The organism is Leucobacter chromiiresistens (genome assembly GCF_900102345.1).
GTDB classification, from domain to species: Bacteria; Actinomycetota; Actinomycetes; order Actinomycetales; family Microbacteriaceae; genus Leucobacter; species Leucobacter chromiiresistens.
This window is the reverse complement of record NZ_FNKB01000001.1, coordinates 1029504-1054971: the sequence shown is the minus strand read 5'-3', so window position 1 is coordinate 1054971 and position 25468 is coordinate 1029504. Positions and strand designations below refer to the sequence as shown.

The 25468-nt window shown below is 71.9% G+C and carries 28 protein-coding genes and 1 tRNA gene; 14 read left to right on the top strand and 15 right to left on the bottom strand.

Annotated elements, in window-relative coordinates; all coding sequences use genetic code 11:
• Window positions 1–64: 64 nt before the first annotated feature.
• The 3 genes from BLT44_RS04935 to BLT44_RS04925 are packed head-to-tail and all read right to left on the bottom strand — an operon-like array spanning window position 65 to window position 5481.
• Complete coding sequence (locus tag BLT44_RS04935) at window positions 65–1798, bottom strand: AMP-binding protein (RefSeq protein ID WP_029608073.1); 1734 nt, start codon at window positions 1796–1798, stop codon at window positions 65–67.
• Window positions 1799–1803: 5 nt separating this feature from the next.
• Complete coding sequence (locus tag BLT44_RS04930) at window positions 1804–4902, bottom strand: DUF2207 domain-containing protein (protein ID WP_010155183.1); 3099 nt, start codon at window positions 4900–4902, stop codon at window positions 1804–1806.
• Between the two features lie 51 nt (window positions 4903–4953).
• Window positions 4954–5481 carry an adenine phosphoribosyltransferase gene (locus BLT44_RS04925; RefSeq protein ID WP_010155184.1) on the bottom strand — a complete coding sequence of 176 codons (528 nt, stop codon included), beginning with the start codon at window positions 5479–5481 and terminating at the stop codon, window positions 4954–4956.
• Between the two features lie 113 nt (window positions 5482–5594).
• Between BLT44_RS04925 and BLT44_RS04920 the strand changes: the two genes are divergently transcribed.
• The 3 genes from BLT44_RS04920 (at window position 5595) to BLT44_RS04910 (ending at window position 7268) form a co-directional block, all read left to right on the top strand.
• Window positions 5595–5671: transfer RNA gene (locus BLT44_RS04920), tRNA-Arg, on the top strand.
• Window positions 5672–5752: 81 nt separating this feature from the next.
• Window positions 5753–6610, top strand: coding sequence for a CPBP family intramembrane glutamic endopeptidase (locus tag BLT44_RS04915; RefSeq protein WP_010155185.1), 858 nt, complete (start codon window positions 5753–5755; stop codon window positions 6608–6610).
• Window positions 6611–6707: 97 nt separating this feature from the next.
• The gene (locus tag BLT44_RS04910; RefSeq protein ID WP_010155186.1) at window positions 6708–7268 is read left to right on the top strand and encodes a GNAT family N-acetyltransferase; all 561 of its coding nucleotides are present in this window, start codon (window positions 6708–6710) and stop codon (window positions 7266–7268) included.
• Here the strand turns inward: BLT44_RS04910 and BLT44_RS04905 are convergent.
• A complete protein-coding gene (locus tag BLT44_RS04905) occupies window positions 7195–8412 on the bottom strand; it encodes an MFS transporter (protein WP_074689975.1) in 1218 nt (405 codons plus the stop codon). The two genes, BLT44_RS04910 and BLT44_RS04905, sit on opposite strands and share 74 nt — an antisense overlap.
• Before the next feature lie 60 nt (window positions 8413–8472).
• On the opposite strand from BLT44_RS04905, the gene BLT44_RS04900 reads away from it, so the two are divergent.
• Window positions 8473–9057: a TetR/AcrR family transcriptional regulator gene (locus tag BLT44_RS04900; protein ID WP_010155190.1), complete on the top strand. Its 585-nt coding sequence runs from the start codon at window positions 8473–8475 to the stop codon at window positions 9055–9057.
• Window positions 9058–9189: 132 nt separating this feature from the next.
• Entirely contained in the window at window positions 9190–9384 is a 195-nt protein-coding gene (locus BLT44_RS04895; protein WP_010155191.1) for a hypothetical protein, read from the top strand.
• A 64-nt stretch (window positions 9385–9448) separates the two neighbouring features.
• Here the strand turns inward: BLT44_RS04895 and BLT44_RS04890 are convergent, their stop codons facing one another.
• Window positions 9449–10243, bottom strand: coding sequence for an SDR family NAD(P)-dependent oxidoreductase (locus BLT44_RS04890; RefSeq protein WP_010155192.1), 795 nt, complete (start codon window positions 10241–10243; stop codon window positions 9449–9451).
• A gap of 70 nt (window positions 10244–10313) precedes the next feature.
• Between BLT44_RS04890 and nhaA the strand changes: the two genes are divergently transcribed.
• Window positions 10314–11651: a Na+/H+ antiporter NhaA gene (gene nhaA / locus BLT44_RS04885; RefSeq protein WP_010155193.1), complete on the top strand. Its 1338-nt coding sequence runs from the start codon at window positions 10314–10316 to the stop codon at window positions 11649–11651.
• Here the strand turns inward: nhaA and BLT44_RS04880 are convergent.
• The 5 genes from BLT44_RS04880 to BLT44_RS04860 form a co-directional block, all read right to left on the bottom strand.
• Window positions 11636–12187 carry a DUF488 domain-containing protein gene (locus tag BLT44_RS04880; protein WP_010155195.1) on the bottom strand — a complete coding sequence of 184 codons (552 nt, stop codon included), beginning with the start codon at window positions 12185–12187 and terminating at the stop codon, window positions 11636–11638. The genes nhaA and BLT44_RS04880 overlap by 16 nt on opposite strands.
• Window positions 12174–13022, bottom strand: a complete 849-nt coding sequence (locus tag BLT44_RS04875) for an alpha/beta hydrolase (RefSeq protein WP_010155196.1) — start codon at window positions 13020–13022, stop codon at window positions 12174–12176. Before BLT44_RS04875 ends, BLT44_RS04880 begins: the two co-directional genes overlap by 14 nt.
• Window positions 13022–13822, bottom strand: coding sequence for a nitroreductase family protein (locus BLT44_RS04870; RefSeq protein ID WP_010155197.1), 801 nt, complete (start codon window positions 13820–13822; stop codon window positions 13022–13024). The genes BLT44_RS04875 and BLT44_RS04870 overlap by 1 nt, the downstream gene beginning before the upstream one ends.
• 69 nt (window positions 13823–13891) lie before the next feature.
• Window positions 13892–14230, bottom strand: coding sequence for a hypothetical protein (locus BLT44_RS04865; protein WP_010155198.1), 339 nt, complete (start codon window positions 14228–14230; stop codon window positions 13892–13894).
• Window positions 14231–14260: 30 nt separating this feature from the next.
• On the bottom strand, window positions 14261–14590 hold the full coding sequence (locus BLT44_RS04860) for a DUF7882 family protein (protein WP_029608074.1): 330 nt from the start codon (window positions 14588–14590) through the stop codon (window positions 14261–14263).
• A 311-nt stretch (window positions 14591–14901) separates the two neighbouring features.
• On the opposite strand from BLT44_RS04860, the gene BLT44_RS04855 reads away from it, so the two are divergent.
• Entirely contained in the window at window positions 14902–15261 is a 360-nt protein-coding gene (locus BLT44_RS04855) for a hypothetical protein (RefSeq protein WP_010155200.1), read from the top strand.
• A 12-nt stretch (window positions 15262–15273) separates the two neighbouring features.
• Here BLT44_RS04855 and BLT44_RS04850 read toward each other — a convergent pair whose 3' ends face one another.
• From BLT44_RS04850 to BLT44_RS04840, 3 genes are read right to left on the bottom strand one after another with little or no spacing between them, the layout of a single operon-like run.
• Window positions 15274–16179, bottom strand: coding sequence for an SMP-30/gluconolactonase/LRE family protein (locus tag BLT44_RS04850; RefSeq protein ID WP_010155201.1), 906 nt, complete (start codon window positions 16177–16179; stop codon window positions 15274–15276).
• Entirely contained in the window at window positions 16176–17072 is an 897-nt protein-coding gene (locus tag BLT44_RS04845; RefSeq protein ID WP_010155203.1) for an SDR family oxidoreductase, read from the bottom strand. The genes BLT44_RS04850 and BLT44_RS04845 overlap by 4 nt, the downstream gene beginning before the upstream one ends.
• Before the next feature lie 50 nt (window positions 17073–17122).
• Window positions 17123–18967 (bottom strand): glycoside hydrolase family 15 protein, encoded by a 1845-nt coding sequence (locus BLT44_RS04840; protein WP_050803084.1) that lies wholly within the window; start codon window positions 18965–18967, stop codon window positions 17123–17125.
• 68 nt (window positions 18968–19035) lie between these two features.
• On the opposite strand from BLT44_RS04840, the gene BLT44_RS04835 reads away from it, so the two are divergent.
• The 6 genes from BLT44_RS04835 to BLT44_RS04810 all read left to right on the top strand — a co-directional run bounded on the left by BLT44_RS04835 (window position 19036) and on the right by BLT44_RS04810 (window position 23035).
• Window positions 19036–19542 (top strand): metallophosphoesterase family protein, encoded by a 507-nt coding sequence (locus BLT44_RS04835; protein ID WP_010155205.1) that lies wholly within the window; start codon window positions 19036–19038, stop codon window positions 19540–19542.
• Window positions 19543–19666: 124 nt separating this feature from the next.
• Entirely contained in the window at window positions 19667–20545 is an 879-nt protein-coding gene (locus BLT44_RS04830) for a hypothetical protein (RefSeq protein ID WP_010155206.1), read from the top strand.
• A complete protein-coding gene (locus tag BLT44_RS04825) occupies window positions 20523–20936 on the top strand; it encodes a phage holin family protein (protein WP_010155207.1) in 414 nt (137 codons plus the stop codon). Before BLT44_RS04830 ends, BLT44_RS04825 begins: the two co-directional genes overlap by 23 nt.
• Window positions 20933–21529 (top strand): DUF3618 domain-containing protein, encoded by a 597-nt coding sequence (locus BLT44_RS04820; protein WP_010155208.1) that lies wholly within the window; start codon window positions 20933–20935, stop codon window positions 21527–21529. The genes BLT44_RS04825 and BLT44_RS04820 overlap by 4 nt, the downstream gene beginning before the upstream one ends.
• A 217-nt stretch (window positions 21530–21746) precedes the next feature.
• On the top strand, window positions 21747–22310 hold the full coding sequence (locus BLT44_RS04815; RefSeq protein WP_010155209.1) for a TspO/MBR family protein: 564 nt from the start codon (window positions 21747–21749) through the stop codon (window positions 22308–22310).
• A 221-nt stretch (window positions 22311–22531) separates the two neighbouring features.
• A complete protein-coding gene (locus BLT44_RS04810; RefSeq protein WP_010155210.1) occupies window positions 22532–23035 on the top strand; it encodes a CarD family transcriptional regulator in 504 nt (167 codons plus the stop codon).
• A gap of 94 nt (window positions 23036–23129) precedes the next feature.
• Here the strand turns inward: BLT44_RS04810 and BLT44_RS04805 are convergent, their stop codons facing one another.
• Window positions 23130–23999, bottom strand: coding sequence for an SDR family oxidoreductase (locus tag BLT44_RS04805; RefSeq protein ID WP_010155212.1), 870 nt, complete (start codon window positions 23997–23999; stop codon window positions 23130–23132).
• Between the two features lie 99 nt (window positions 24000–24098).
• Between BLT44_RS04805 and BLT44_RS04800 the strand changes: the two genes are divergently transcribed.
• Window positions 24099–24500 (top strand): winged helix-turn-helix transcriptional regulator, encoded by a 402-nt coding sequence (locus BLT44_RS04800; protein WP_010155213.1) that lies wholly within the window; start codon window positions 24099–24101, stop codon window positions 24498–24500.
• A 65-nt stretch (window positions 24501–24565) separates the two neighbouring features.
• Here BLT44_RS04800 and BLT44_RS04795 read toward each other — a convergent pair whose 3' ends face one another.
• Window positions 24566–25405: an aldo/keto reductase gene (locus BLT44_RS04795; RefSeq protein ID WP_010155214.1), complete on the bottom strand. Its 840-nt coding sequence runs from the start codon at window positions 25403–25405 to the stop codon at window positions 24566–24568.
• Window positions 25406–25468 lie beyond the last annotated feature (63 nt).

Here is a 25468-nt window from a genome sequence, read left to right as displayed (position 1 = left end):
CGCCGCGTGACGGCGGATCGGCCGCGAGCGTGCGGGGCGCCGCCCGCGCGCCGATCCGCACCGCTCAGCCCTTGAGGCCCGGGAAATCCTCTTCGCGCCACTCGGTCGCGATGCGCTCGCCGGCCGCGTGCGCCGCCTCCTCGCGCTGACGGAGCTCGATGCGGCGGATCTTGCCCGAGGTGGTCTTCGGCAGCTCGAAGAACTCGACGCGGCGCACCCGCATGTACGGGGGAAGCGCGCCGCGGGCGTGGGCGAGCACCGCACGGGCGGTCGCCTCGCCCGCCTCGACGCCCGACGCGAGCGACACGTACGCCTTGGTGACGTTGAGCCGGGTGTCGTCGGGGGCCCCGACGACGGCGGCCTCGGCGACGAACGCGTGCTCGATGAGCGCGCTCTCGACCTCGAAGGGCGACACCTTGAAGTCGCTCGACTTGAAGATGTCATCGGTGCGGCCGACGAAGGTGAGCACGCCGTCCTCCCCCCGCTGCGCCACGTCGCCGGTGTGGAAGAGCCCGTCGCGCGTGGCGCGGGCGGTGGCCGCCGCATCGCCGTAGTACCCCGGCATGAGGTTGACGGGGCGCTCCGGTTCGAGTCGCAGGCAGATCTCGCCCTCGTCGGCCTCGTCGCCCGTCGTCGGGTCGATGAGCACCGCCGAGACGCCGGGCAGCGCCCGCCCCATCGCGCCCGGCACGATGGGGTCGCCGGGCAGGTTGCCGATGAGCGCGGTCGTCTCGGTCTGGCCGTATCCGTCGCGGATCTCGAGACCCCACCAGTCGCGGATGCGGGCGATCACCTCGGGGTTCAGGGGCTCGCCCGCCGAGACGATCTCGCGCAGCGCGCGCGGCTTGCGGGTCAGCTCGCTCTGGATGAGCATGCGCCACACCGTGGGAGGCGCGCAGAACGTGCTGACGCCCGCGCGGTCGAGCTCGGAGACGAGGAACTCGGCGTCGAAGCGGGCGTAGTTCGCGACGAAGACGGTCGCCCCGACGTGCCACGGCCCGAAGAAGCTCGACCAGGCGTGCTTCGCCCAGCCCGGGGCGCTGATCACGAGGTGCGTATCGCCGGGGCGCACGCCGAGCCAGGAGAGCGTGGTGAGGTGCCCCAGCGGGTAGCTGGTGTGCGAGTGCACGACGATCTTCGGCAGGCTCGTGGTGCCCGAGGTGAAGTACAGCAGCGCCGCGTCATCGCTCGACGTGGTCTTCGCGACGGGGGCGAGCGATCCCGCCGACGACTCCTCGTACCGGGTCCAGTCGTACAGGCGGGCGCGCTGATCGGCCGTGGCCGCGTCGAAGCCGACCCCGACGCCGCGGTAGTCGCCCGGCACCTCGCCGAACTTCATCGCATCCTCGGCGGCGGCGAACACCCACCGAACCGTGCCGCGCTCGACGCGGTCGACGAGCTCGTGGGGGCCGAGCACCACCGACGTGGGCAGCAGCACGACGCCGAGCTTCATCGCGGCGAGCATGATCTCCCACAGCTCGACGCGGTTGCCCAGCATCAGCATCGCGACGTCGCCCCGCTTCGCGCCGATGCCGCGGAACCAGTTCGCGACCTGATCCGAGCGCTGCTTGAGCTGCGCGAACGAGCGCTTCAGCTCGCTCCCGTCCTCCTCGACGATCCACAGCGCCGTCGTGTCGTTGCCCTCGGCCAGCACGTCGAACACGTCGTGCGCCCAGTTGAACGCGTCGCCGACGTCGGGCCACGCGAACTCGGTGCGCTGGCGCTCCGGCTCCCCGGCGAGGGCGAGCAGCTGATCCCGGGCGGCGAGGAACGCGGCCGTGGCGTCGATTTCGGTCATGCCCACTATTCTGCTCCGTTCCGGCCTCGCGGCGGCATGCGGCGCGCGACGAGGACCGCCTGGGTGATCACGGCCGTCAGCATGAGCGCGCCGAGCGCGATCGCCCCGCCGCCCCTGACGTCGTCCCCCGCCATCGGCAGCACCACCCAGCAGAACACCACGCACTGCGCCACCGCGAGGAGCGGCACCGTCAGCCACGACGTGACGCGCAGGCTCGCGCTGGCCCCGCGCCGCGCCCGCGCCGCGAACGCGATGACGCCGACCGATGCCGCGACCACGGCGCCCAGCATGCCGAAGAGCACGACGAACGGCAGGTTGACCTCCCGGTCGTACTGCGCGAACGCCCCCTCCTCGACGTGCGCGAAGGTGCCCGGCGAGAAGTGCAGCAGCGCACCCAGGTCGCCGTTCAGATCGAGCGCGTACGCGTCGAGCGACTCGTTGATGTCGGCATCGACCGTCCAGTCGCCCGCGGGCGCGCCCGTCGTGAAGTCCTCCGCCACGCGGGACTCCACGCGGTCGGCGTCGATCTCGACGACGAGCGCCCCGTCGGCCCGCTCCCGCTCCGACCCGATGCGCAGCTCGTAGTGCGTGCGATCCTCGAGCTCGGGCTCGTCCGTGTAGAAGCTCTGCTCGGCGACCCAGGGCTTGGCGACGTTGCCCCGCTCCAATGGAATGCGCGTGCGATCCGGATCGGAATCGAGCCACCCCGCGTCCGTCAGCTCCTCGACGAGGTCAGGGGCGACGGTGAGCTGCACGCGGAGCGGGCGCACGGGCAGCTTCGCGCCGAAGTAGTCGCCGGGCTCGGCGTAGTACTCGTGCTCCCAGTGCGACAGCCATGCCGCCCACCGCACCTGCTGCCCCGCGTCGAAGCCCGGCGCATCCACCGCCGCGCTGCGCAGGGAGTAGGCGATCTCCATCTCGTGCTCGCCCGAGAGCACCTCGGAGAACTGCGTGAGCATCGCGAGGCTGCGCGTCTCGGGCTGCGGCAGCTCCGTGTGCGGGGCGGGCTCGCCGTCGATCGTGACGGATCGCAGGTCGAACCCGAGCGACTGGCCGAGACGCTCGGTCGGCCACTCCTTCGCGAACTGCGGCACCTTCGAAGACGAGTCGTCGAACACCACGTCGAGCCGCTCGACGACGTCGAGCCGCGCCGCTCCGTCGTCGCCGCGGGTCAGCTCGGCCGATATGTCGAAGCCGGAGACCTCGGTGTAGAGCGTTCCGGGCAGGTCGTGCGACCAGGTGACGAAGTCGTTGTCGACGCGGTACGGCGACGGCTGCGTCGAGACCATGACGATCGATCCCGCGAGCACCGCCGCGGCCGCCGTCAGCCCGAGCAGGGCGGGGGCGCTCACGAAGTGCTCCGTGCGCCAGCCGCGCACGACCCCGCGATCACCGGTCTCCGCCGCCGCCTGCCCGATGATCGCCCGGCCGGCGCGGCGCGGGCGCTCGAAGAGCAGCGCGTACGGCAGCAGCGGGTCGTCGAGCGGCCCGCGGTCGAGCAGCCGCGTGGTGCGCGCCCAGACGTCGATGCCCTTCAGCTGCTGCATCGTGCGGGCGCCCGCGCGGGTGAGCGGGCGGGGCCGCGACACCGCGATGTTCGACAGGATCGCCAGCGCGGTCGAGACGAGCACGAAGACGGCCGGCCACCAGACGACGGCGAGGATCACCTGGTGCGAGAGCTGGCGCAGCAGCCCCCACTGCAGCAGCATGATCGCGATGGGAGCCACCGTGAAGAAGTCGCGCACATAGCTGTCGGGCACCCACCGGAGGCCCTCCCGCACCGCCGCGTCGCTGTTGCCCCACGACCCGGTACGCCGCAGCACGGTCGGCGTATTGCCCGCGGTGCCGGCCCGGCGCGCGGCGCGGGCGAGGCGGCGCAGCCATGCCTCTCGGCGGTCGCCCGATCCGCGCGGCGCCTGCTCGAGCTCGGCGATCAGCTCGACGTGGCGGCGCCTGCCCATGAGCTCGGCGGCGAGCATCGGCGGCAGCCCCTCGGGCGGTTCGCTGCGCGGCAGGAACCACGGATCGCCGGCGCTGTCGGCCCACACGACGCGCCGCGCGGCGAACGCGAAGAGCGTGAGCACGGCGAGCAGCACCAGCGGCAGCAGCGGGCCGTAGGTCTGCACCCAGAAGAGCGCGGTGGTGTCGGGCTGCGCGAAGGTGCCCGGCTCGAACGTGGCGCTCACGTAGAGGTCGGCGTTCGGCGGCAGCGCGTCGTCGTTCGAGAACGCGTAGCGCACCCCGTCGGCGCTCTCCCCCTCGGGGGTCAGCCATTCGGTGCCGCTGATGAGCAGCCACCCCACGTACGCCTGCGGCGCCCGCACGAGCGCATCGTCGAGCTCGGGGGCGAGCGTGAGCGAGACGTCGATGCCCTGCGTGGCCTGCGGCCAGGTCGGGGCGAACAGCGGCCAGTCGAAGCTGTCGACGGCGCGGTCGGTCGCCTCGTCGACGTCGCTGACGACGAGGTCGTGCAGCTCGTAGGTGATGGCGATCTGCTGCGTGCCCGAGAGCGGCTCCCCGTCGCTGCGGGAGAGCCGCAGCTCGGTGGTGGTCGGGGCGTCGCGCACGTCGACCTCGGCCTCGGCGCCGTCGATGGTGGCGCTCGTGAGCGCGACGCCCACGTCGTGGCCGTGGTACTCGCTCAGCAGCGTGCGCGCGACGCTCGACTCGGGCCCGTTGCGGAACTCGGCGTCGAAGCGCTCGCTCACCGTCGCGACGAAGCCGCCTTCCGCGTCGCGGTCGACGACGTACGCGATGCTCGCGTCTCGGGCGATCCAGTCGACGTCGTCGATCTCGGCCGACGCGATGACGTCGTCGAAGTCGAGCGGTTCGTTGATGACCGGCCCCACCATGAGGAACACCCCGACGAGGGCGACGAGCGCCCAGAAGGCGCGGATCGCGTTCCGCAGCGACGCGTCGCCGCGCGCCCGGAGGCGCTGCTCGACCCACTGCAGCACGCGGGCGAGCCAGCGGAACAGCGGGGTGTGGCCGGGCTGCGGATCGGGGATGCGGCCCGACGCGAGCAGCTCGGGGTCGCTCCCCGCGAGATCGAAGAAGTCGGGGGCCGGAAGCCGCCGGCTGCTGCGCTTCGGCGCCCGGCTCATGCGGCGGAGCCGCTCATGCTGCGAGGTCTCATCGAACCGTGGCCGCGGGCGTCAGCTGCGGAACACCGTGTGCAGCGCCGCGTCGCCCACGGTCTCGCGCCCGCCGAGCCCGTCGATCTCGAAGAGCACCGACGTGCCCGCTGCGACGTACCCCAGGCGCTCGATGAGCTCGTGCGCGGCGGCGAGGGTGCCGCCGGTCGCCAGCACATCGTCGATGAGCAGCACGCGGGTGCCCGGCGCGAAGTCGTCGTGCGCCTCGACCTCGGCGGTGCCGTACTCGAGCTGGTAGCCGACGCTGGCGGCCGGCCGCGGCAGCTTGCCCGCCTTGCGCACGGGCATGAGCGCGGTGCCGCTGGCGTACGCCGCGGCGCTCGCGAGCAGGAAGCCGCGGGCCTCGAGCCCCGCCACGACGTCGAAGGCGCCGCTGAACGGCTCGATCAGGGCGTCGACGGTCGCGCGCAGCGCGGCGGCGTCGCCGAGGAGCGGCGTGATGTCGCGGAAGAGGACGCCCGGCGACGGGTAGTTGGCGATCTCGCGGATCAGTGCTTCCGCGCGGGCGAGTTCTGGGCTCAGTGACACGCGTTCCAGGGTACCGCGCACCCGCGACACGCGCGGCCGTCGGGTGTCGCGGCGCCCTGATTTTCCTTTTGCCGGGGTCTCGTGTAGTCTCTTTCGAGTTGGGAAACCAACGGGCGCCCCTAGCTCAGCTGGATAGAGCATCTGACTACGGATCAGAAGGTCAGGGGTTCGAATCCCTTGGGGCGCACCAGTTGTTCAGAACCCCGTCGCGGTCGCGGCGGGGTTCTGCTGTTTCCGCGCGCAGACGCCGTCGACCTGGCACGATGGATACATGCGTACTCAGAGCCGCCTCGGCACGGCCGTCCTGCTCGCGTGCGGCGCGCTCGGCGCCGTGTCGCTGGTGACCGTGCTCGTCGCCCTCCCGGGCGGGGCGCCCGTCTCGCGGGATCCGGGGGCCCCGACGGTTCCGTGGTGGGTGACGCTGCTACCGGCTGCCGCGGGCATCGCGCTCACCCTCGCGATTCCGCCCCGTGCGGCGCCGCAGCCGGCGATCGGCACGTCGCCCGCGCGACTCGCATCGTCGCTCTGGGCGCTGCTGGCGATCGCCGCGCTCTTCCCCGCGCTCGTGCTCGCACTCGACATCGGCGGCTCCCCCGCGTACCTCCTCGTGAAGTTCCTGCTGATCACCGTCGCGGCCGCCGCGGTGGTGGCGACGATCAAGGGCGTGCGCATCGACCGCGCGCCGGGGTCGTGGCGATGGTGGGCCCCGGCGCTCGTGATCGTCGTGTGGACCGCGCTCTCGCAGGTCGCGCCGTGGAACCCCTCGGCATCGGCGCCCGACGTCGACCCCGCGTACTTCGCCGTCGCCGCGCTGCTCACCGCCCTCACGGCCGGTGTCGGGGAGGAGCTGTTCTACCGGAGGTGGCTGCAGACCCGCCTCGAGGCCGCGCTCGGCGCCTGGCCGGGCATCGCGCTCACCGCCCTGCTCTTCGCGCTCATGCACGTCGGCTCGCACGGCAGCGGCGACGTGCTGCTCGACCTCGCACGCGTCGTCGTCGTGCAGGGCTCGTTCGGGCTCCTCGTCGGCATCATGTGGTGGCGGTACCGCAACCTGACCGCGATCATCGCGGTGCACCTCATCGTCAACGGCTGGGGTGCGGTCGCGCTCCTCCTCCGGATGCTCGCATGAGCCCGCGAGCCGGTGAACCGGCGAATCGGCGAGCCGGCGTGAAGATGCGACGATGAGACGTTCGCCCCTCCCTGATCGACCCCCGAAGGAGCCCACGATGGAACCGGCTGTCCGGCGCGCCCGCGCCGACGACCTCGACGCGGCGGCCCGCACCCTGGCAGCGGCGTTCGCGGCGTACCCGTGGACCCGGTTCGTGATTCCCGAGACCGACTACGCGGCGCGGCTGCTCGAACTGCAGTCGCTGTACCTCGGGTACGCGCACCGGCACGGCGTCGTCGGGGTGACACACGACCGCGCGGGGGTCATCGCCCTCGTACCGCCGGCCGCGCCCGATCCCGATGCGCAGACCGTGGAGCGGATCGTCGCGCTGCACGGGGAGCGGATCAGCAGGATCGAGGCCCCCGAGCCGAGCGGGCGCGCGTGGCGGCTCGAGACGCTCGGCGTCGCTCCCGAGCTGCAGGGGCGGGGCCTCGCCTCGGCGCTGCTCCGCTTCGCGCTCGACGCGGTAGACGACGTCGGGGGCGCGGAGATCGCGCTCACCACCTCAGACCCCCGCAATGTGCGCCTCTACGAACGGCACGGGTTCACGGTCGAGGAGCACGTCGAGCGCCCGGAGCGCCCTCCGATCTGGAGCATGCGGGCCGCCCTGAGCGGGTGAGCCGCTCAGCGCCGAGCAGCCCGGAGGCGCCGGCGATCGCGGCGGCGACGGCGAACGCCGCGGCGGGTCCGACCGATTCGAGGATCGCGCCCACCGCCGCCGCACCAGCGGCCTGGCCGAGCATGAACACCACGAACAGCACGGCGGTGCCGGTGGCCGCCCGCGCGCCGTCGATCTGCGTCGTCCATTCGATGAGCGCACCGGTCGCGGTGACGTACCCCCAGCCGAAGACCAGGCACGCGGCGCCGCACAGCACGAGCTCGCCGGGCAGCAGCCCGAGCAGTGCGGTCGCGACCGCCGCCGGGATCGTCGAGAGCGCCCAGAGGGAGCCCGGCCGGAGTCGCCGGGCGAGCGGGGCCGTGCCGATCACCGCGGCGCCGCCGACGCCGAGCAGCACCCAGGCGAGCAGTGAGCTCGACTCCGGTGCACCGGCCGCGACGAGCACGGCCCGCCCGTAGTTCCAGATCGCGGCCGCGCCGAAGCCGAAGCCGGCGGCCGCGACGAGGGGCGCGCGATGCGCGACCCACCAGCTCAGCGGCGGCGCGCGATGGGCGGCCGCAGACTCCGTTCCCGCCGGCCGGTCGAGCGCGAGCACCGCGACGGCGGCGATCGCCGTCGCGGCGCCGGCCACGATCCAGGCGAGTCTCCAGTCGGGCGCGAGCGCCCACGCGCTGGATCCGGCCGCGACCAGGCCGGGGCCCGTGCCCGCGTTCACCACAGCCTGCATCGTCGCGCGCGACGGCTCGGGCGCCGACCGGTGGATGATGCGCACGAGCGCCGGGGAGGCGAATCCGGCGCCCGCCGAGCTCGCAATCGCCGCCGCGACGAAGACTCCCGAGTGCTGGGCGAGCGCGATGCCGATCGCGCCGCACCCGGCGGTGAGGCCGGCGGCGACCACGAGCGCGCGAGGCAGGCGGTCGCCGACGAGGAATCCGATGCCCGCGCCGAGGCCGTAGACCACCGAGGCCGCCGCGGAGACCAGTCCGAGATCGGCCGTGTCGAGGCCGAACTCCGCACCCATCTCGGGCAGGTGCAGCCCGAATGCGAGCCTCACGAGGCCGTACGTCGCCGCGATCAGCGCCGTGCCGGCGGCGGTGAGGGCGACGGCGCGAGCGGCGTGCCACGAGACCGAGCGATGCTGCATCGACGCATCACCCCCAAACAATAACGAGCGTTTCACTTTGCGCTCGTCTAGAGTATAGCCATGCCGCTCAGGCCGACGACGGAACGCCGCATTCTCGACGCCGCGGAAGACCTGTTCTTCACCCGCGGGATCGCCGCGACCCCCATCGACGCGGTCACCGCACGTGCGGGCGTCTCCCCCGCCACCCTCTACCGCGGCTACCCGAGCAAGGACGCGCTGCTGGCCGCCGTGCTCGAGCGGCGGCACCGCGCCTGGATCGCGGTCTGGGAGGATGCGATCGCGCAGGCCCCCGACGACATCGGCCGACTGCTCGCGATCTTCGACGCGCTCGAGGTGTTCCGCGAGCAGCCGCACGGGTCGCGCTGGTGCGCGTTCCTCGCCGCCTCGGCCGAGTACGCCTCCGCCCCGCCCGAGGTCGCCCGCGCCGTGAGCACCGACACCGAGGGCATGCGGAGCCGCCTCGCCGAACTCGCCGCACCGATCGCGGGGGGTCGCGCGCCCGACCTGGCCGAGCAGCTGCTGCTCATCGTCACGGGCGACCTCGCGATGCGCCTGCGCGAACCGGGCGGCGCGTCGGGCCGGGGATCGGGCGTCGCGCGCGGCGCGGCGGCGGCGATCATCGAGCATCGCTCCGGCGGCGCCTGACGGCCGCGCGCGCCGCTAGACACATGCGGCACCCCTGATGCCAGGGGCTTGCGCAGTGACGTGCACGCTCGGACGATGGAGGTACTGCGCGGCGGATCCCTCGCCGCACGGTGCGAACCGGAAGGAGCACGCATGGCCGACCACGCCACAGACGATCAGCTGCCCGGCGACGAGGAGTCGCAGGACGTCACCGAGAACGCGAAGACCCACGACGACATCGCGGAGCACCCGGGATCGAACGAGGTCTCGCACGAGCACGCCGATGCCGTCGCCGACGAGTGGGGCGAGGACTCGTTCCCCGGAAGCGACCCGCCCGCGCACTACTGAGCGACTCGCTGCACGTCTGCGGGGGCCGGCGGAATCCGTCGGCCCCCGCAGTCGTGCGCGCGGCCTACTCGGAGAGCGGGCCGCCCCGATCCTCCATGATCGAATTGCCCCCGTCGACGACGATCACCTGGCCCGTCACGTACGACGCATCGGGTCGCGCGAGCCACGCGATCGCGCTCGCCACCTCCTCGGGACGCCCCGAGCGGCCCACCGGCGTCGCATCGCCCATGCGCAGCTCGTGCGGCGTCGACGAGCCCGTCGCGATCCACCCCGGCGCCACCGCGTTCACCGTGACGCCATCCGCGGCGAGATCCACCGCCGCCGCCCGCGTGAGCCCGACCGCGCCCGCCTTCGCCGCGTGATACGCGACGTCGCCCGCGTAGGCGGTGACCGGGCCGGAGAGCGACGAGACGTTGATGACGCGCCCCGCACCGCTCCCCACCAGCGCCGGCGTCGCCGCGCGCGTCACATACAGCATCGTGTCGAGGTTGCGGCGCAGCGCGGAGCCCCACTGATCGTTCGAGATCTCGCCGATGCCGGCCGGCTGCTCGGGATCGCCGATCGACGTCATCCCGGCGTTGTTGACCAGCACGTCGAGCCGCCCGAACGCCTCGACCACGACCGCGACCGCGCGATCCGCCTCGGCGGCGTCCGTGAGATCCGCCACCACCGTCACCACCTCGCAGCCCCCGCGGCGGAGCTCGGCCGCGCGCTCCTCGATGCGGGCCGACGTCGCGGCGATGCCGAGACGGTACCCCGCCTCCGCCAGCGCGCGAGCGGCGGCGAACCCGATCCCGGTCTCACTCCCCGCGCCCGTGACCAGCGCGACCCGGGATGCTGACTCGTCGACGATGGGCATGCGGCCTCCTTCTCCAGCGCGAACGGGGCCCTGCAGCCGCACCGCTCGCAGATTAGTATGAAGACTCATCATGTCGCATTCACCCGAGCAGCACGAGCCGACCTTCCCCGCATACGGCAGCTACCGCGAAGCCGGCCGCATCACCGCGCTGCTGCGCAAGGAGACCGTCGGCGGCATGCTGCTCGTCGGCGCCGCGATCATCGCGATCATCTGGGCGAACTCGCCGTGGGCCGACGCGTACGCGGCGCTGCGCGACTTCGAGATCGGGTACGAGCCCTGGCATCTCAGGCTGAGCCTCGGCACCTGGGCGTCGGACGGCCTGCTCGCGATCTTCTTCTTCCTCGTCGGGCTTGAACTCAAACGCGAATTCGTCGAGGGCGACCTGCGGAGCTTCCGCTCCGCCATCGTCCCCATCACCGCCGCAGCCGGCGGCGTGCTCGTGCCGGCGCTCATCTACACCGCGATCGCCGCACAGCGGCCCGAGCTGCATCACGGGTGGGCGATCCCGACCGCCACCGACATCGCCTTCGCCGTCGCCGTGCTCGCCATCATCGGCTCCCACCTGCCGCCCGCGCTGCGCATCTTCCTCCTCACCCTCGCCGTCGTCGACGACCTGCTCGCGATCAGCATCATCGCGATCTTCTACACCGAGCGCATCGAGATCGTCCCGCTCCTGCTCGCACTCGCCGTCATCGCGCTCTACGCCGTCGTCGCGCAGCGGTTCCGCCGGTTCTTCAGCCGCCGCGCCGCCGCCGCGTGGTGCATCCTGCTCCCAGTCGGAGCGGTCGCCTGGGCCCTGATGCACGCCTCGGGCATCCACGCCACGATCGCGGGCGTGCTCCTCGGCTTCGCGATCCCCGTGCTGCACCGGAAGAGCCTCCGCGACGAGGCCGCCGGCGCACCCGGGCTCGCCGAGGAGTTCGAGCACCGGTTCCGGCCGATCTCCGCCGGGTTCGCGGTTCCCGTCTTCGCGTTCCTCGCCGCCGGCGTGCCCCTCGGCGGAGTGGATGGGCTGCGGGAGGCGTTCACGCATCCGCTCACCTACGCGATCATCATCGCGCTCGTGGGGGGCAAGCCGATCGGCATCCTCGCCTCGACCTGGCTGACCACGAAGGTGCTGCGCGCCCGGCTCGACCCCGAACTGCGCTGGATCGACATGGTCGGCGTCGGCCTGCTCGCCGGCATCGGCTTCACCGTGTCGCTGCTCGTCGCCGAGCTCACCTTCGCGCCCGAGGCACCCGAGCACGACATCGCGAAGGTCGCGATCCTCAGCGCATCCGTCATCGCCGCCGTGCTCGCCTCCCTGCTGCTCGGCTCGCGCAACCGCCGCTACCGGCGCATCGCACTGCGCGACTCCGTCGACGCCGACGACGACGGCATCCCCGACGTGTATCAGTCGGCCGGGTAGCTGACCGCCCCGTCTCCCGCCAGCCGGGCGCCCGGTGTGAGGTCGGCGGGCTGCACCCGGCCGTCGGGCATGAGGTGCGCCACTCGCACGCCCTGCGCGACCAGATGGTCCGCGACGATTCTGCGGTGGCAGCGCCACCAGACGGCCTCGGCGCACATGAGGGCCGGAGGCGCGTCGGCGCTCGCGAGCTCGCGCACGCGCCTCAGGCCGTCGCGGAATTCGCCCGTCATGGCGTAGTCGGCGTAGCGATGGAAGCTCGCGTTGCGCCAGAAGCCGTTCACCTCGGGGTCTGTGGCCGTCGACGCCGAGCGCAGCCCGCCCAGGCGCTCCTCCCGCTCGTAACCGATGCCCGCGCTGCGCAGGGAATCGGCGAGCGCATCGGCGTCGAACTGCGGAAACCGGCGGGAGCCCGGCAGCTTCCGGATGTCGATGACGCGCGCCACCCCGGCCTCGCGGAGCAGCTCGACGAACCGCTCGATCGAGTGGGTCGAATGGCCGACGGTCAGCACCTGCGGGCGGGCATCATCGACGGGCACCGGCAACCGCCTCCTCCCGATCCCCGCCCTCGGCCCCGTCTCCGCCCTCGTCGCCGTCTCCATTCGACGCGAGCGCGAAGAAGCCATCGAGTGCCGCGGCGATCTCGTCGCGCGCCCGCTCGTTCGACACGGTCGGCGTGCCGTCGCCCGACTGCTCGCCGTAGGCGCCGAACTGCGCGTGCACCCCGCCCTCGATCGTCGCGAACACCGCGCCCTTCGGCAGATCGTCGCGCGACGCCTCGATCTTCTCGGGCGTCGCGAGCCCGTCGTTCGTCGCCGACAGTGACAGCACCGCGAGGTCGTCGCGCTGCGCGAGCGCGTCGTCCGCGCAGTACGAGGCGAAGAGCACGAGCGCGTCCACCGCCTCGGGCTCGGCGTCGGCGACGCGGCACGCCTGCACGCCCCCCATGCTGTGCCCGCCGACCGCCCACGCGTCGACCTCGGGAGCGAGGTCCGTGAACTCGCTCAGCGGGCGCGTCTCGAGCAGCGGCAGGTTCAGGAACGACTGCACGATGACGACCGTGCGCCCCTGCGCCGCGGTCTCCCGGAAGGTCGCCGCGTACGCCTCGGGCTCCACCTTCGCCCCCGCGAAGAAGACGAGCCCCTGCTCCCCCGCCCCGCTCGCCGGCGTCAGCACGACCGCGCCGTCGCGCTCGGCCAGCACCACCCGGTCGTCCTGCTCCACGTCGCCGAGCGCGTCGGGCTGCGCCGCATACGTCGCGTTCGCCCAGATCACGAACGCCGCGACGGCGATCACCAGCACGCCCGCGAGCACCGCTCCGGCGATGCCCAGCACGCGGAGCGGCCGCACCCGCCCCCGCTCCTCCCGCGCCATCAGGGCGTCTCCTCGTCCCAGCCCTGCTGCGGCGTGCGGCACGACTCCCGATACACGAACTGCGACGGCGGGCGGCGCTCGCGGCTCGACCAGTCGATCTTCGGCCGCCGCTGATCCTGCGGCACGTACCCGAGCCGGTAGAGCGCCATCAGCTCCAGATGGTCGGGAACGTCGAGCAGCTGCGACAGCCGCGCCCACTGCTCCGGCGCCTCCATCGGGAAGGAGATGAACTGGATGCCCATCCCGAGCTCCACCGTCGTCAACCAGATGTTCTCGACCGCGGCGCCCATGCTGAACTGGCAGTAGAAGTCGGCGAGCGGATGCGCGCCGCGCTCCTCCCGGTCGAGCATCACGCCGAAGATCAGCGGCGATCCGGCCACCAGCTTGCGATTCTCCTCGCCGAGCGTCTGCGGCACCCTGAGCATGCGCATCATCGCGAGCCCCGACGCCGAGAACACGGCGCGCGTGAAGGGGCGGAGAGGCGCGGGCAGCTTGTCGAAGTACATGCCGGAGCGGTGCTCCACCATCTCCTCCGCGCTGAACCTGAAATGGCGCTTGTACCGCGTGAAGAACGACCCCTCGCCGATGACGGCCGTCATCGACTCTCCGCTCACCCGGGCGATCGTCTCGATCGTGTCGCGATCCTCGATCACCACGAAGCGCCAGGGCTGGCTGTTGAACTGCGACGGCGCCGAGGCCGCCGCGGCGATGAGCAGCCGCTGGTGCTCCTCCGACACCGGATCGGGGAGGAACGGCCCGTTCGTCGTTCTCCGGTTGAACAGCACATCGCGAAACTCCATGCTCGCCTTCCTCTCACTCCTGCAGACACCCGGCGCGGACCCCGGTCTTCCCACCGGCGCCGACCCGGGTCAGAAGACCGCCGCCGCCCACAGCAGCAGCGCGATCGCGAAGCACGGCGCCGCCACGAGGCCGATGACGATGTGCGTGCTCGGGCTCCGCCGCACGGGCCGCCCGAAGAACGGCAGCGCCGCGAGTGGCACCAGGGCGACGATCAGCGCGGCGCCGCGGGCGGGGTGATCGGGGAACGATGTCGCCGCCGCGATCGCGGTGAGGGCGAGCGCCACGAGGAACACGCGGCCGTGCCAAGCCCGCGGCACCCGGCGGCCGCGCAGGCTCGCCGTGCCGATGCCGACGTTCGCGGCGTACGCGAGGGCGGCGAGGACGGTCCACGGCAACTCTGCGAGCATGCACCCTCCCCCCGTTCGCGGCCGGCGCCGTCAGACCAGGTCGGGGTTGTTCTTCGCGTACGCCTCGGCCTCTTCCTCGCTGATCACGATCAGCCCGCGCGGAGTGTTCGACAGCGCGTTCAAGGCCTTCAACCACGTCAGGTTGAGCTCCGCCCGCTTGCTCCCCGAGAACCGGAACGCGACGGTCACGTACGGCGACAGCCACACCGACACCCGGCCGCTGCCCTGCTCGGGGGTGCGGGTCCAGCTGAGGAAGAAGCTCTCCTGCTTCGTCAGCTTCTGCCCGATCACCGTCTTCAAGTGGGTGAGCACCCGATCCTCGAACTCGTAATCATTTCCGCCATGAATGAGAAAACCCATGGAAGCAGCATGGCACATCCGCGTGGATTCGGGCAGACTTCCGCGGGCGGGGGTTCGCTGGGGTGCGTGCGGGGTCCGCGGCGGGTCCGTGCCCGTCCGCGCCGCAGCGAGCGCGAGGGTTTCGCGCGAGCACGAGGGCTTCCGAGGCTCCGAACCCCTCGCGCTCGGAGCAAACCCTCGGTTTCGCGCAGATGAAGCAGATGGAGCAGATGGAGACGTCGCGCCGCCCGCACCGCGCCCCCGTATACCCGGCGATCCCCGAAAAACGCAACCGTCTCACGTTGCGAGTAATCGCGTGCGATGGTTACTGCATGAGAACGATCACCTACGCCGGAGAAACCGTCACCACCACGGACGACGTCGCCGAGGCGCTGGTCAAACTCACGGCCGCCGTCGCGAAGAACGGACGCGCGGAGGCGGTGCGGATCCCCATCGTCACGGAGGATCACGCCCGGGTCGGCACCGCCGATCTCGTCATCGGCGTCGGCAACGACGTGCTCTCGCTGCCCCTCGAGTGGGATCGCGATGAGCAGCCCGACTTCTCGCAGCAGGCCGACGAGCTGCGCACGCACCCGAGCTACCCGCAGCCCATCACCGGCGGCCCGCTCCTCGACGAGGAGATGCAGGCCACCGGTTGGGACTTCGAGCTCGACGGATTCGACCGGAGCTGACCCGCGGGCGGTTCAGCCGCCGGAGCGACCCGACCCGAACACGGGCACCGGGCGGCCCCGCGCCCCGCCGTCGCACACGAAGATCGCCCCCGAGTCGGGCGCCGCGCGCAGCTGCTCCTCCGTGAGATTCTCGCGGGCGGTGCCGATGAGCACGCGATCGAGACCGGGGCCCGCGAACGCGACCGAGGTCACGTTGGGCACCGGCACCGCGATCTCCTCGAGCAGCGCGCCATCGCTCGACCATCGGGCCACCGCGCTCTCGCCGTAGAGGCCGTTCCAGAACGTCCCGTCCTCCGCCAGCGCCAGCCCGTCGCTCGTGCGCCCGGAGACGAACGGCTCGAGCTCGCCGAGCAGCCCTTCGGGGCCGTACGCGCCCCGGTAGACCGTCGACGTCGATGTGTCGGTCACGTACATCGTGCGCCCGTCGTCAGACCACTCCATCCCGTTCGTGATGCCGAAGCCTCCGCGCAGCACCGCCGCCTCGCCATCCGCCGACACCGACCACAGATCGGCGTCGGGGGTGTCGCCGATGACGCTCAGGCCGCCCACGACGAACCGCCCGTACGGGTCCACCTTGCCCTCGTTCAGCCGCATGCCGGCGCGGCGGTGGCGCAGGCGCGCCACCTCGTCGACGATCGCGCCGGAGGCGTCGAGCAGCACCACGGAGCTTTCGAGCGCGGCGACGTACCCGCCCTCCGCACCCGGCACCTCCGCGGGCTGCACCGCCGAGAGCGGCGGGGGCAGGTGGACCACGCGATCCTCACTGCCGTCCGCCGCTCCGTCGAACCGCCCGCGGTGCAGCAGCCCCGCGACGATGTCGACCCACACCACCTCTTCCGTTCGCGCGTCCCACCAGATGCTCTCGACGAGGATCCCCGGGGTCGAGCGGAACAGGCGCATCTCGCGATCCACGATCACGGGGTGGGCATGCCGCCGTTGACGTTGAGGGTCTCGCCCGCGACGTAGCTCGACTCCGCCGACGCCAGGAAGACGTAGGCGGGCGCCAGCTCGGCGGGCTGACCCATGCGCCCGAGCGGGGTCTCGGCGCCGAACTCCTCGATCTTCTCCTGCGGCTGGCCGTCGCTCGGCTGCAGCGGCGTCCAGATCGGGCCGGGGGCGACGGCGTTCACGCGGATGCCCTGCGGGGCGAGCTGCGCGGCGAGCCCCTTGGTGAACGCATTGATCGTCGCCTTCGTCGATGCGTAGTCGACGAGGATCGCCGCGGGCGAGTACGCCTGGATCGACGTGGTGTTGATGATGGCCGAACCCGGTGCGAGGTGCGGGAGGGCGGCCTTCGTGATCCAGAACATCGCGTACACGTTCGTCTTGAACGTGTCGTCGAACTGCTCGTCGGTGAGGTCGGTCAGCGACTCCTGGTAGACCTGCTTGCCGCCGTTGTTCACGACGATGTCGAGGCCCCCGAGCTGTGACACGGCGTCGTCGACCAGCGAGCGGCAGTAGGCCGCGTCGCGCAGGTCGCCGGGGAGCTTCGCGACGGTGACGCCCGCCTCGCGCAGGATGCCGGCGATGCGCTCCGCGTCGGTCTCCTCCTCGGGCAGGTAGGAGATCGCGACGTCGGCCCCCTCGCGCGCGAACGCGATGGCGGTGGCGGCCCCGATGCCCGAGTCGCCGCCGGTGATGAGCGCCTTGCGGCCCGCGAGCCGGCCGGTGCCGCGGTAGCTCTCCTCGCCGAGATCAGCCTTCGGGGTGAGATCCGCATCGAGCCCGGGTTCGGGCATGTGCTGCTTCTGCGGCTTGATGTCGGCGTAGAGCTCGGCAGGGTTGACGAAGGTGTACTGGTCGCGTGACATGGTGTGTCCTCTCACTCGTATTCCTGTTGGGGTCTGGTGCGCGCCGGCCGTCAGCGGCCGTCGAGCAGGTCTGCGGCGACGACGTCGCGAATGGTCATCACGGCGCCGAGGAACGCGAGGTGGCTGAGCGCCTGCGGGGTGTTGCCCCAGGCGGATCCGGTGGCGGCGTCGATCATCTCGGCGTAGATGCCGACGTCGTTCGCGTGGCCGACCAGGGCGTCCATCAGCTCGAGCGCCTCCTCGTGGCGGCCGACGCAGGCGAGCGCCTCGACGCGCCAGAAGGCGCACGCCACGAACGTGTGCTCCTCGCGCTCGGCACCGCTGTAGCGGTACAGCAGCGGGCCCGCACCGAGCTCCGCGGTGAGCGCGTCGATCGTGGCCGACATGCGCTCGCCCCGGTCGAAGCCGGTCGGGGCGTGCAGCAGCACGGAGGCGTCGAGCTCGTCGCCGCCCGCGTAGAAGAGGTAGGAGCGGCGCTCCTCCGACCACCCGTGCGCGTCGATCCACTGACGGATGCGGTCGCGCTCGGCCCGCCAGCGCTCGGCGGATCCGGGGATCGATCCCGCCTCAGCGAGCGCCGCCGCGTCGTCGAGCGCCTTCCAGCAGCCCATCTTCGACGAGATGTAGTGCCGATCGGTGCCGAGCTCCCACATGCCCGAATCGGGGTTTCGCCACAGATCGCAGGTGCGGTCGGCGACCCCCGCGAGCATGCGGGCGGTATCGACGTCGAGCACGTTGCCGGCGTCGACGTACGTGCGGCAGATCGCGATGAGGTCGCCGTAGACCCCGAGCTGCAGCTGCCCGCTCGCGGGGTTGCCCGACACGACCGGCCCGATGCCCCGCCACCCCCGCACGTGGTAGGCGTGAGGTTCGGGCACGAGCTCCCCGTCGAGCGTGTACATGACGTGCAGCTCGGGCCCCCGCTTCCGGATCATCTGCAGCATCCACGAGAGGGCAGCCTGCGTCTCCTCGCGCAGCCCGAACCTCACGAGCGCCTGCGCGGTGTAGGCGAGATCGCGCACCCAGGCGAGGCGGTAGTCCCAGTTCTTGCCGCCCTCCGGGTTCTCGGGCAGCGAGGTGGTCGCCGCCGCCGCGATCGCCCCCGTGGGGCTGTAGATGAGGAGCTTGAGCGCGAGCGCGTTGCGCTGCATCGCCTCGGCGTACGGCCCGTCGTAGGAGAAGACGCGCGACCAGTGGCACCAGTTCTCGACGGTGCGGTCGATGCCGGCGTCGACGTTCTCGGGGGTCGGGAAGTGGAGGGGCTCGTCGTGCGTGGCGGCGAGGGCGACGAGGTGCCGCGATCCGGCTCGGGCCGCGAACGCACCCGCGAGCTCGGGGCCCTGCTCGCCGTCGACCTCGGGATCGGCCGGGCCGTGGTCCATGCCGACGACGGTGAAGGCGGTGGCGCCGCTGCGCACCACGTGCCCGTGCGCGGTGGGCTCGACCCACGGCGCCGCCGTCTGCAGCGACGTGCCGGGTCGCACGGCCCAGCGCATCGGCACCGTGCCCGACAGGCCGTCGACGCGACGCGCGAGCTCCGCCCACGGCAGCCGGCCCGCGACGCCCGACACGAGGGCGTCGGTCACGCGCACGGCGCCCTCCGCGGTGGTGAACGTCGTCTCGAGCACGTTCGTGTTCGGCACGTAGCGGCGCTCGGCTCGGTACTGCGATTCGGGCAGATCGGGCGCCAGCGTGAAGGAGCCACCCGTCTCGTCGTCGAGCAGGTGCGCGAACACCGGAACATTCGTGAGGTTCGGCAGCGGGAGCCAGTCGATGCGCCCGTTCAGTCCGATCAGCGCCACCGTGCGGCCGTCGCCGATCGGGGCGTACGACTCAATGGCGCGGGCCACAGGTGCCTGCCACGATGGTCGCGATCCCGAAGTGCATGCTGCCATGGTCGAACGCGGCCCCGGATCCCGGCAGTGCCTTGCGTGGTGCCCGCCCACCGCGATATGAGTGTGGCATGACGACCCGCCTGCTCATCATCGCCGACACGCACCTGCCGAAGCGGGCGAAGCGCCTGCCCTCCGCCGTGCTCGCGGCGGCGGCCGAAGCCGATCTCGTGATCCACGCCGGCGACTGGGTCGACGCGGCGACGCTCGACCTGCTCGACGCGCGGTCGCGGCGACTCGTCGGCGTGTGGGGCAACAACGACGAGCCGGAGCTGCGCGCCCGGCTCCCCGAGGTCGCGCGCGTGCGCGTCGAACAGCTCGACTTCGCGGTGGTGCACGAGACGGGCGCCGCGGCGGGGCGGGAGCGCCGAGCCGACGCGGCCTTCCCCGACGCAGACGTGCTCGTCTTCGGGCACTCGCACATCCCCTGGCACACGGTGTCGCCCGCCGGCATGCACCTCATCAACCCCGGTTCCCCGACCGATCGCCGCCGTCAGCCGGAGTGCACGATGATGACCGCCGTGGTCGACGGCGCCGACCTCTCCGTCGAATTGATGCCCGTCGACCGGAACGCCTGAGTCGATATGACCACCCCGCGCGGATGGCACATGATCGCCGACCGTGCAAGGCCCGTTTCCTTCCGCACCCCTTCGACTACAAACGGTGTCACACCGGCAACGATCCGGCGTGGAAGGAGAGAACATGTCCCATGAGAATGAGCTCCTCGGGAGCGGCAACGCGAATCCGAATCGCACCCCATCGTCCGGCACGGTCGACACCGCGAAGGAGGAGGCCGGAGCACTCGCGCACACGGTGCAGGAGAACGCGAGCAACGTCGCCCACACCGCGAAGGACGAGGCGGGCAACGTCGTCGAAGAGGCGTCGATGCAGTTCCACGAGCTCGTCGCGCAGACGACGCGCGAGCTGAGCGACGAGGCCTCGAAGCAGCAGTCGCGCCTCGCGACCGGTCTGCAGCGCGCGGGGGACGACCTCGACGCGATGGCGTCGAGCGCCTCGGGCGGCGGCGTCGCCCCCGATCTCGTCCGTCAGACCTCCGAGAAGGTCGCCCGCATCGGGGATTGGCTCGAGAGCCGCGAACCCCGCGAGGTGCTCGACGAGGTCAAGTCGTTCGCGCGCCGTCGGCCCGGAGCCTTCATCGGCATCGCCGCCGTCGCGGGCGTGGTAGCCGGCCGGCTCACCCGCGCCCTCGCATCGAGCGCCCACGACCAGCAGTCGAGCGGATCCGGCGTCTCGGCCACGGGGTCCAGCACCACGGGGTCCAGCCCCGCCGCTCCGGTCTCGCGGCCCGCGGTCCCGGTGACGACGCCGGCGGCGCCGGCCTCGAGCCCCGCAGCCCCGGTCGTTCCCCCGGCGGCACCGCCCGCACCGGTCGCTCCGGCCTCCGGGCAGCCGATCCCGCCCGCGCCCGCCGCACCCGAATCGCCGCTTCCCGGCGTCGTGCCCGGCGCACCCGGCTCGGCACCCGGCACCACCCCTGGCCCGAACCCCGGGCTGACAGGCGGATCCCGCCACGGCGACATCACGGGAGGAGGCGCAGATGGCCGACCCAACCCCCTCTGAAGAACGCGCCGCGAACGAATCGCTCGGTGACCTGCTGAGCGAGGTGACGGGAGACCTCTCGACGCTCATGCGCCAGGAGCTCGCACTCGCCAAGGCGGAGCTGCGGGAGTCGGCGAAGAACACCGGCCGCGGTGCGGGCATGCTCGGCGGCGCGGCCTACGCCGGCAGCATGGTCGTGCTCTTCCTCTCCATCGCCCTCTGGGCCGCGCTGGCGACACTCGTCGGCGGCGGCTGGTCCGGGCTGATCGTCGCCGTCATCTGGGCGATCATCGCCGCCGTGCTGTTCGTCGTCGGCAAAGCGCAGCTGAAGAAGGTGAAGGGCGCCCCGCAGACGATGGAGACCCTTCAGGAATTCATTCCGACACTCAAGAGAAATGAGGAGAACCGATGAACGAGTCACCTGACGCCATCCGCGCCGAGATCGAGCGCACCCGCCGGTCGCTGGGGGCCGACACCGACGCCCTCGTCGACAAGGTCACGCCCGGCAAGATCGTGGACCGCCAGAAGGACAAGGTGCGCTCCAAGTTCGGCTCGTTCAAGGAGCGCGTGATGGGCGTGGCTGACGACGCCAGCGGCTCGGCCTCGGATGTCGCGGGGCGCGCGAGCGACGCCGCATCGCGTGCGGGCGACGCCGCGCACGACGCCGCGCACACGGTGAAGGCGAAGGCCGAGGGCAACCCCCTCGCCGTCGGGCTCATCGCGTTCGGCGTCGGGCTGGTCGCGGCCTCGCTGATCCCGAGCTCGGAGAAGGAGAAGGAGCTCTCGCAGACGCTTCGCGAGGAGGCGCAGCCCCTCGTCGACGAGGCGACCGCCGCAGCCAAGTCGGTCGCTTCGAACCTGCAGGAGCCGGCCGCCGAGGCCGCGCAGGCCGTGAAGGAGAGCGCGACTGAGGCCGTCGATCACGTGAAGAGCGAGGCGACGTCGGCTTCGGACGACGTGCAGTCGCGTGCCGAGGAGGCGCGAGACAACATCTCCGGCCAGTAGACGCCGGTGCCGGGAGGAGATCCGGCGCCGATGCCGTGCACGCAGAGTCGTGCAGGCATCGGCGCCGGATCTTCTCTCGTTCTCGGGCGCTCCTCCGCCCCCAACCCGCCCGCAACCCGCCCGCAACCCCCTGGCGCCCGGTCGCCGCAGACGGCAGAGTGGCGAGCAATCGGCCGCACCGGCCGGCTGCCCGATGCACGGAAGGGGTCACCCGCATATGCACACGCGCACGCACACGGATGTGGACGAGCAGGTCGTCGCCCGGGCGAAGGGCCCGACGACGCTGCGGCAGGTGATCGCCGCCGTCCTCTTCCTCCTGATCGTCGCCGCGGTCGCCTTCGGCGGATCGCTCGCCTCGACCGGCAACGTCGACGGCTGGTACGCCGAGGCCGAGAAGGTGCCGTGGGACCCGCCGAACGCCGTCTTCGGGCCCGTGTGGACGGCCCTGTACGCGCTCATCGCCCTCGCGGGCTTCCTCATCTGGCGGGCCGGCTTCCGCATGGGCGGGCCGAACGCCGCGCGCTCCGCGCTCGCGCTCTTCGTGGTGCAGATGGTGCTGAACGCGCTGTGGACGCCCATCTTCTTCGCCGGGCTCCCCGTGATCGGCGACGCCGCCTGGTGGATCGCCGCCGTGGTCATCATCGCCCTCATCGTCGTCGTGATCGCGCTCGCCGTGTCGGCGGCGAAATGGTCGCGGATCGCCAGCTGGGTGATGGTGCCCTACCTGCTGTGGCTGTGCTTCGCGAGCACCCTCAACATCGGCATCATCGCGCTGAACTGAGGCGTGCTGCGGAACGCCCCCGCCTCCACGCTCGGGGGTGCGGGGGCATCATACTGCCTTCGATTGGGCAAATCGGCCGGAATCGGCTAAAATTAGTATGAAGTGCAAGTTCGAGGGCGTGAGCAGACCGCTGGCGGCGGCGTCCGCTCCCCTCAAACTCGTCCAGACGGTGCGGCATCCAGCCCACGCGTCGGCACACGACATTGCCTGAGGAGATCACTATGCAGCAGTCTCACGTCGTGGGACACACCCTCGTGTACCCGCACCACGGTGCGGTGACGATCACTGCGATCGATGTGAAGAAGATCGGCGGCGTCGAGCGCACATGGCTCACCCTGCAGCCCCTGCTCAACGAGCTCTCCATTCAGATCCCGGCCGACCAGCTGAGCGAGATCGGCGTGCGCGAGCTCATCGACCGCGACGGCATCGAGTCGCTCATCCAGATCCTCCAGGAGGAGTTCACCGAGGAGCCGGGCAACTGGTCGCGCCGCTTCAAGGCCAACGGCGAGAAGCTCGCCTCCGGCAGCGTGCACCGCGTCGGCGAGGTCGTGCGCGACCTGTGGCGCCGCAGCCAGGGCGCGAAGCTCTCCACCGGCGAGAAGGCCATGTACCAGCGCGCGAGCGGCATCCTCGTCACCGAGTTCGCCCTCGCACGCGGCATCTCGGAGACCGAGGCGTACGAAGAGGTCGAGCGCATCCTCGCGGGCGAGAAGATCACGGTCTGAGCGATCGGCTCCGGCGATGATGCCGCCGGAGCCGTCGACCTGCCGAAGCGGGCCGCGCACGTCATTCGTGCGCGGCCCGCTTCGCGTTTCCGCGTCAGCTTCCGGTCGCCGCGCCCCGCGCAGCGCGCAGCACGTCGACCAGCGGCGTCGGCTCACGGCCGATCAACTCGGCGAGCGTCGGATCGTCGACATCGAGGTCGCCCTCCGCGATCCCCGCGTCGAGTCCGGTCAGGAAGCCGACGGTGCCCGCGTCGAGGCCGGCGCCCTCGAGCGCGGCGCGCAGCTCGTCCGCCGACACGTCGCGATGCACCACGGTGCGCCCCAGCGCCTCGCCCATCGCGACAGCGATGTCGTCGTAGGCGAGCGGACGCCCCGCCAGCTCGTAGACCTTGCCGATGTGCGCGTCGTCGATCAGCGCCACCGCTGCGACCTCCGCATAATCCGCCCGCGCGGCGGCGGCGACCCGGCCTCCCCGCGTCGCCGACAGCAGCACCCCCGTCTCGCCGTTCTGATCGAGATTCGCGACGTAGTTCTCGGCGTACCAGTTGTTGCGGAGGATCGTCGCGGGCAGCCCGGACGCCGCGATGGCGCGCTCGGTCGCGAGGTGCTCGGGTGCGAGCGCCAGCGAGCTGCCCTCCACCTTCGCGAGGCTCGTGTAGACGAGCTGCTCGACCCCCGCGCGCCTCGCCGCATCGACCACGGTCTGATGCTGTGCGGCGCGCTTGCCGACCTCGCTCCCCGAGATGAGCAGCACACGGTCGACCCCGGCGAACGCCGCGTCGACCGACGCCGCGTCGTCGTAGTCGAGCGGCACGACCGCGACGCCCCGCTCGGCGAGGTCGGCGGCCTTCGCCGGAGTACGCGCGCCGGCGACGATCTGCTCGGGCGCGACTCCGCGGGCCAGCAGTGCGTCGACCACGAGGTGCCCGAGGGCGCCGCTCGCTGCAGTCACGAGAAGAGTCATGAGGTGTCCTTTCGTCGGAGGTTTCGGGGAGTGCAGCGATCCGCCCCTCGCGTGCATTCCCGGGCGCGGGTACCCACTTTCGGGTAAGGTACTTCCCTGATGGTGAGTTATGCGCAATTGCGCGAAACCGGCGCATTCGCGCGAGACTGCTCCACGCGCGTCGTGCTCGACCACGTGATGAGTCGATGGGGAGTACTGGTGCTCTGCACCCTCTCCGACGGCACCCACCGATGGGGCGAGCTGCGCCGCGAGGTCGAGGGCATCAGCGAGAAGATGCTCGCCTCCACCCTGCGGCAACTCGTCGCCGACGGCATCGTGCACCGCGAATCGCTGCCGACCGTGCCGCCCCACGTCGAATACCGCCTCACCGAGCGCGGCCGCGAGCTCATGGATCGCATGCTGCCGCTCATCGAGTGGATCGCGGTGCGCGCCGACGAGATCGTCGGCCGAGCCCCCGGCGCCGGCGACGGCGCTCCGTCAACGGAACCCGCTCGGCGCTGAACGCCGGGCGCCCGCCCGGCGCTGATCGCCGGGCCCCCGCCCGGCGCGGGTCGCCGCAGAACCGATCACATCTCTTCGTGCGTCGCGGGATCCGCATCGAATAGACGACCATCGGGGCGCCCCAGAGCGGTGATGGCCTCCACCTCGGCGTCGTCGAGCCGCACCTCGGCCGCCGCAAGATTCTCCCGCTGCCGCTCCAACCGCTGCGAACGCGGGATCGACACCACCCCGCGGGCCACGTGCCACGCCAGCACCACCTGCACCGGCGTGCAGCCGTGCGACTCCGCCAGCTGCCGCACCACGGGCTCCTGCAGCACCGCACCCGCGCGCCCGATCGGGCTCCACGCCTGCGTGATGATGCCGAGCTCGCGATGCGCCTCGACCGCCTCCACCTGCGGGAAGTACGGGTGCACCTCCAACTGGTTCACGACCGGGCGCACCCCCGTCTCGCGCTCGATCCGCTCGAGATGATCGAGGAGGAAGTTCGAGACGCCGATCTGCTCGACCACTCCCCGCTCGCGCGCGTCGACGAGCCCCTGCCAGGCGTCGACGTACTGCCCCTGCGACGGGTTCGGCCAGTGGATCAGATGCAGGCCGATCGCATCGACGCCGAGGCGCGAACGGCTCTCCTCTACGCTCGTGCGATGATCCGGCGCTCCGTGATGCCGGCCGGGCAGCTTCGACGTGACGATGACGCCCTCAGCCGCGTCGCCCGCGAGGCGCAACCCCCGGCCGACCGACCCCTCGTTCTCGTAGTTGACCGCCGTGTCGAGCAGCCGGTAACCGGCGCGCACCGTCGCGGCGACCGCATCGGCGCCGGCATCGCCGTTCAACCGGTAGGTTCCCAGCCCGATCGGCGGCAGCGCGAATCCGTTGTGCGCGGTGAACGATGCGTGCCCTGCCATGATGCTCCTCCATTGGTCGCTTGCGGAACTCCTGTCTACCACGGCCACGGCGGTGCCGGCCCG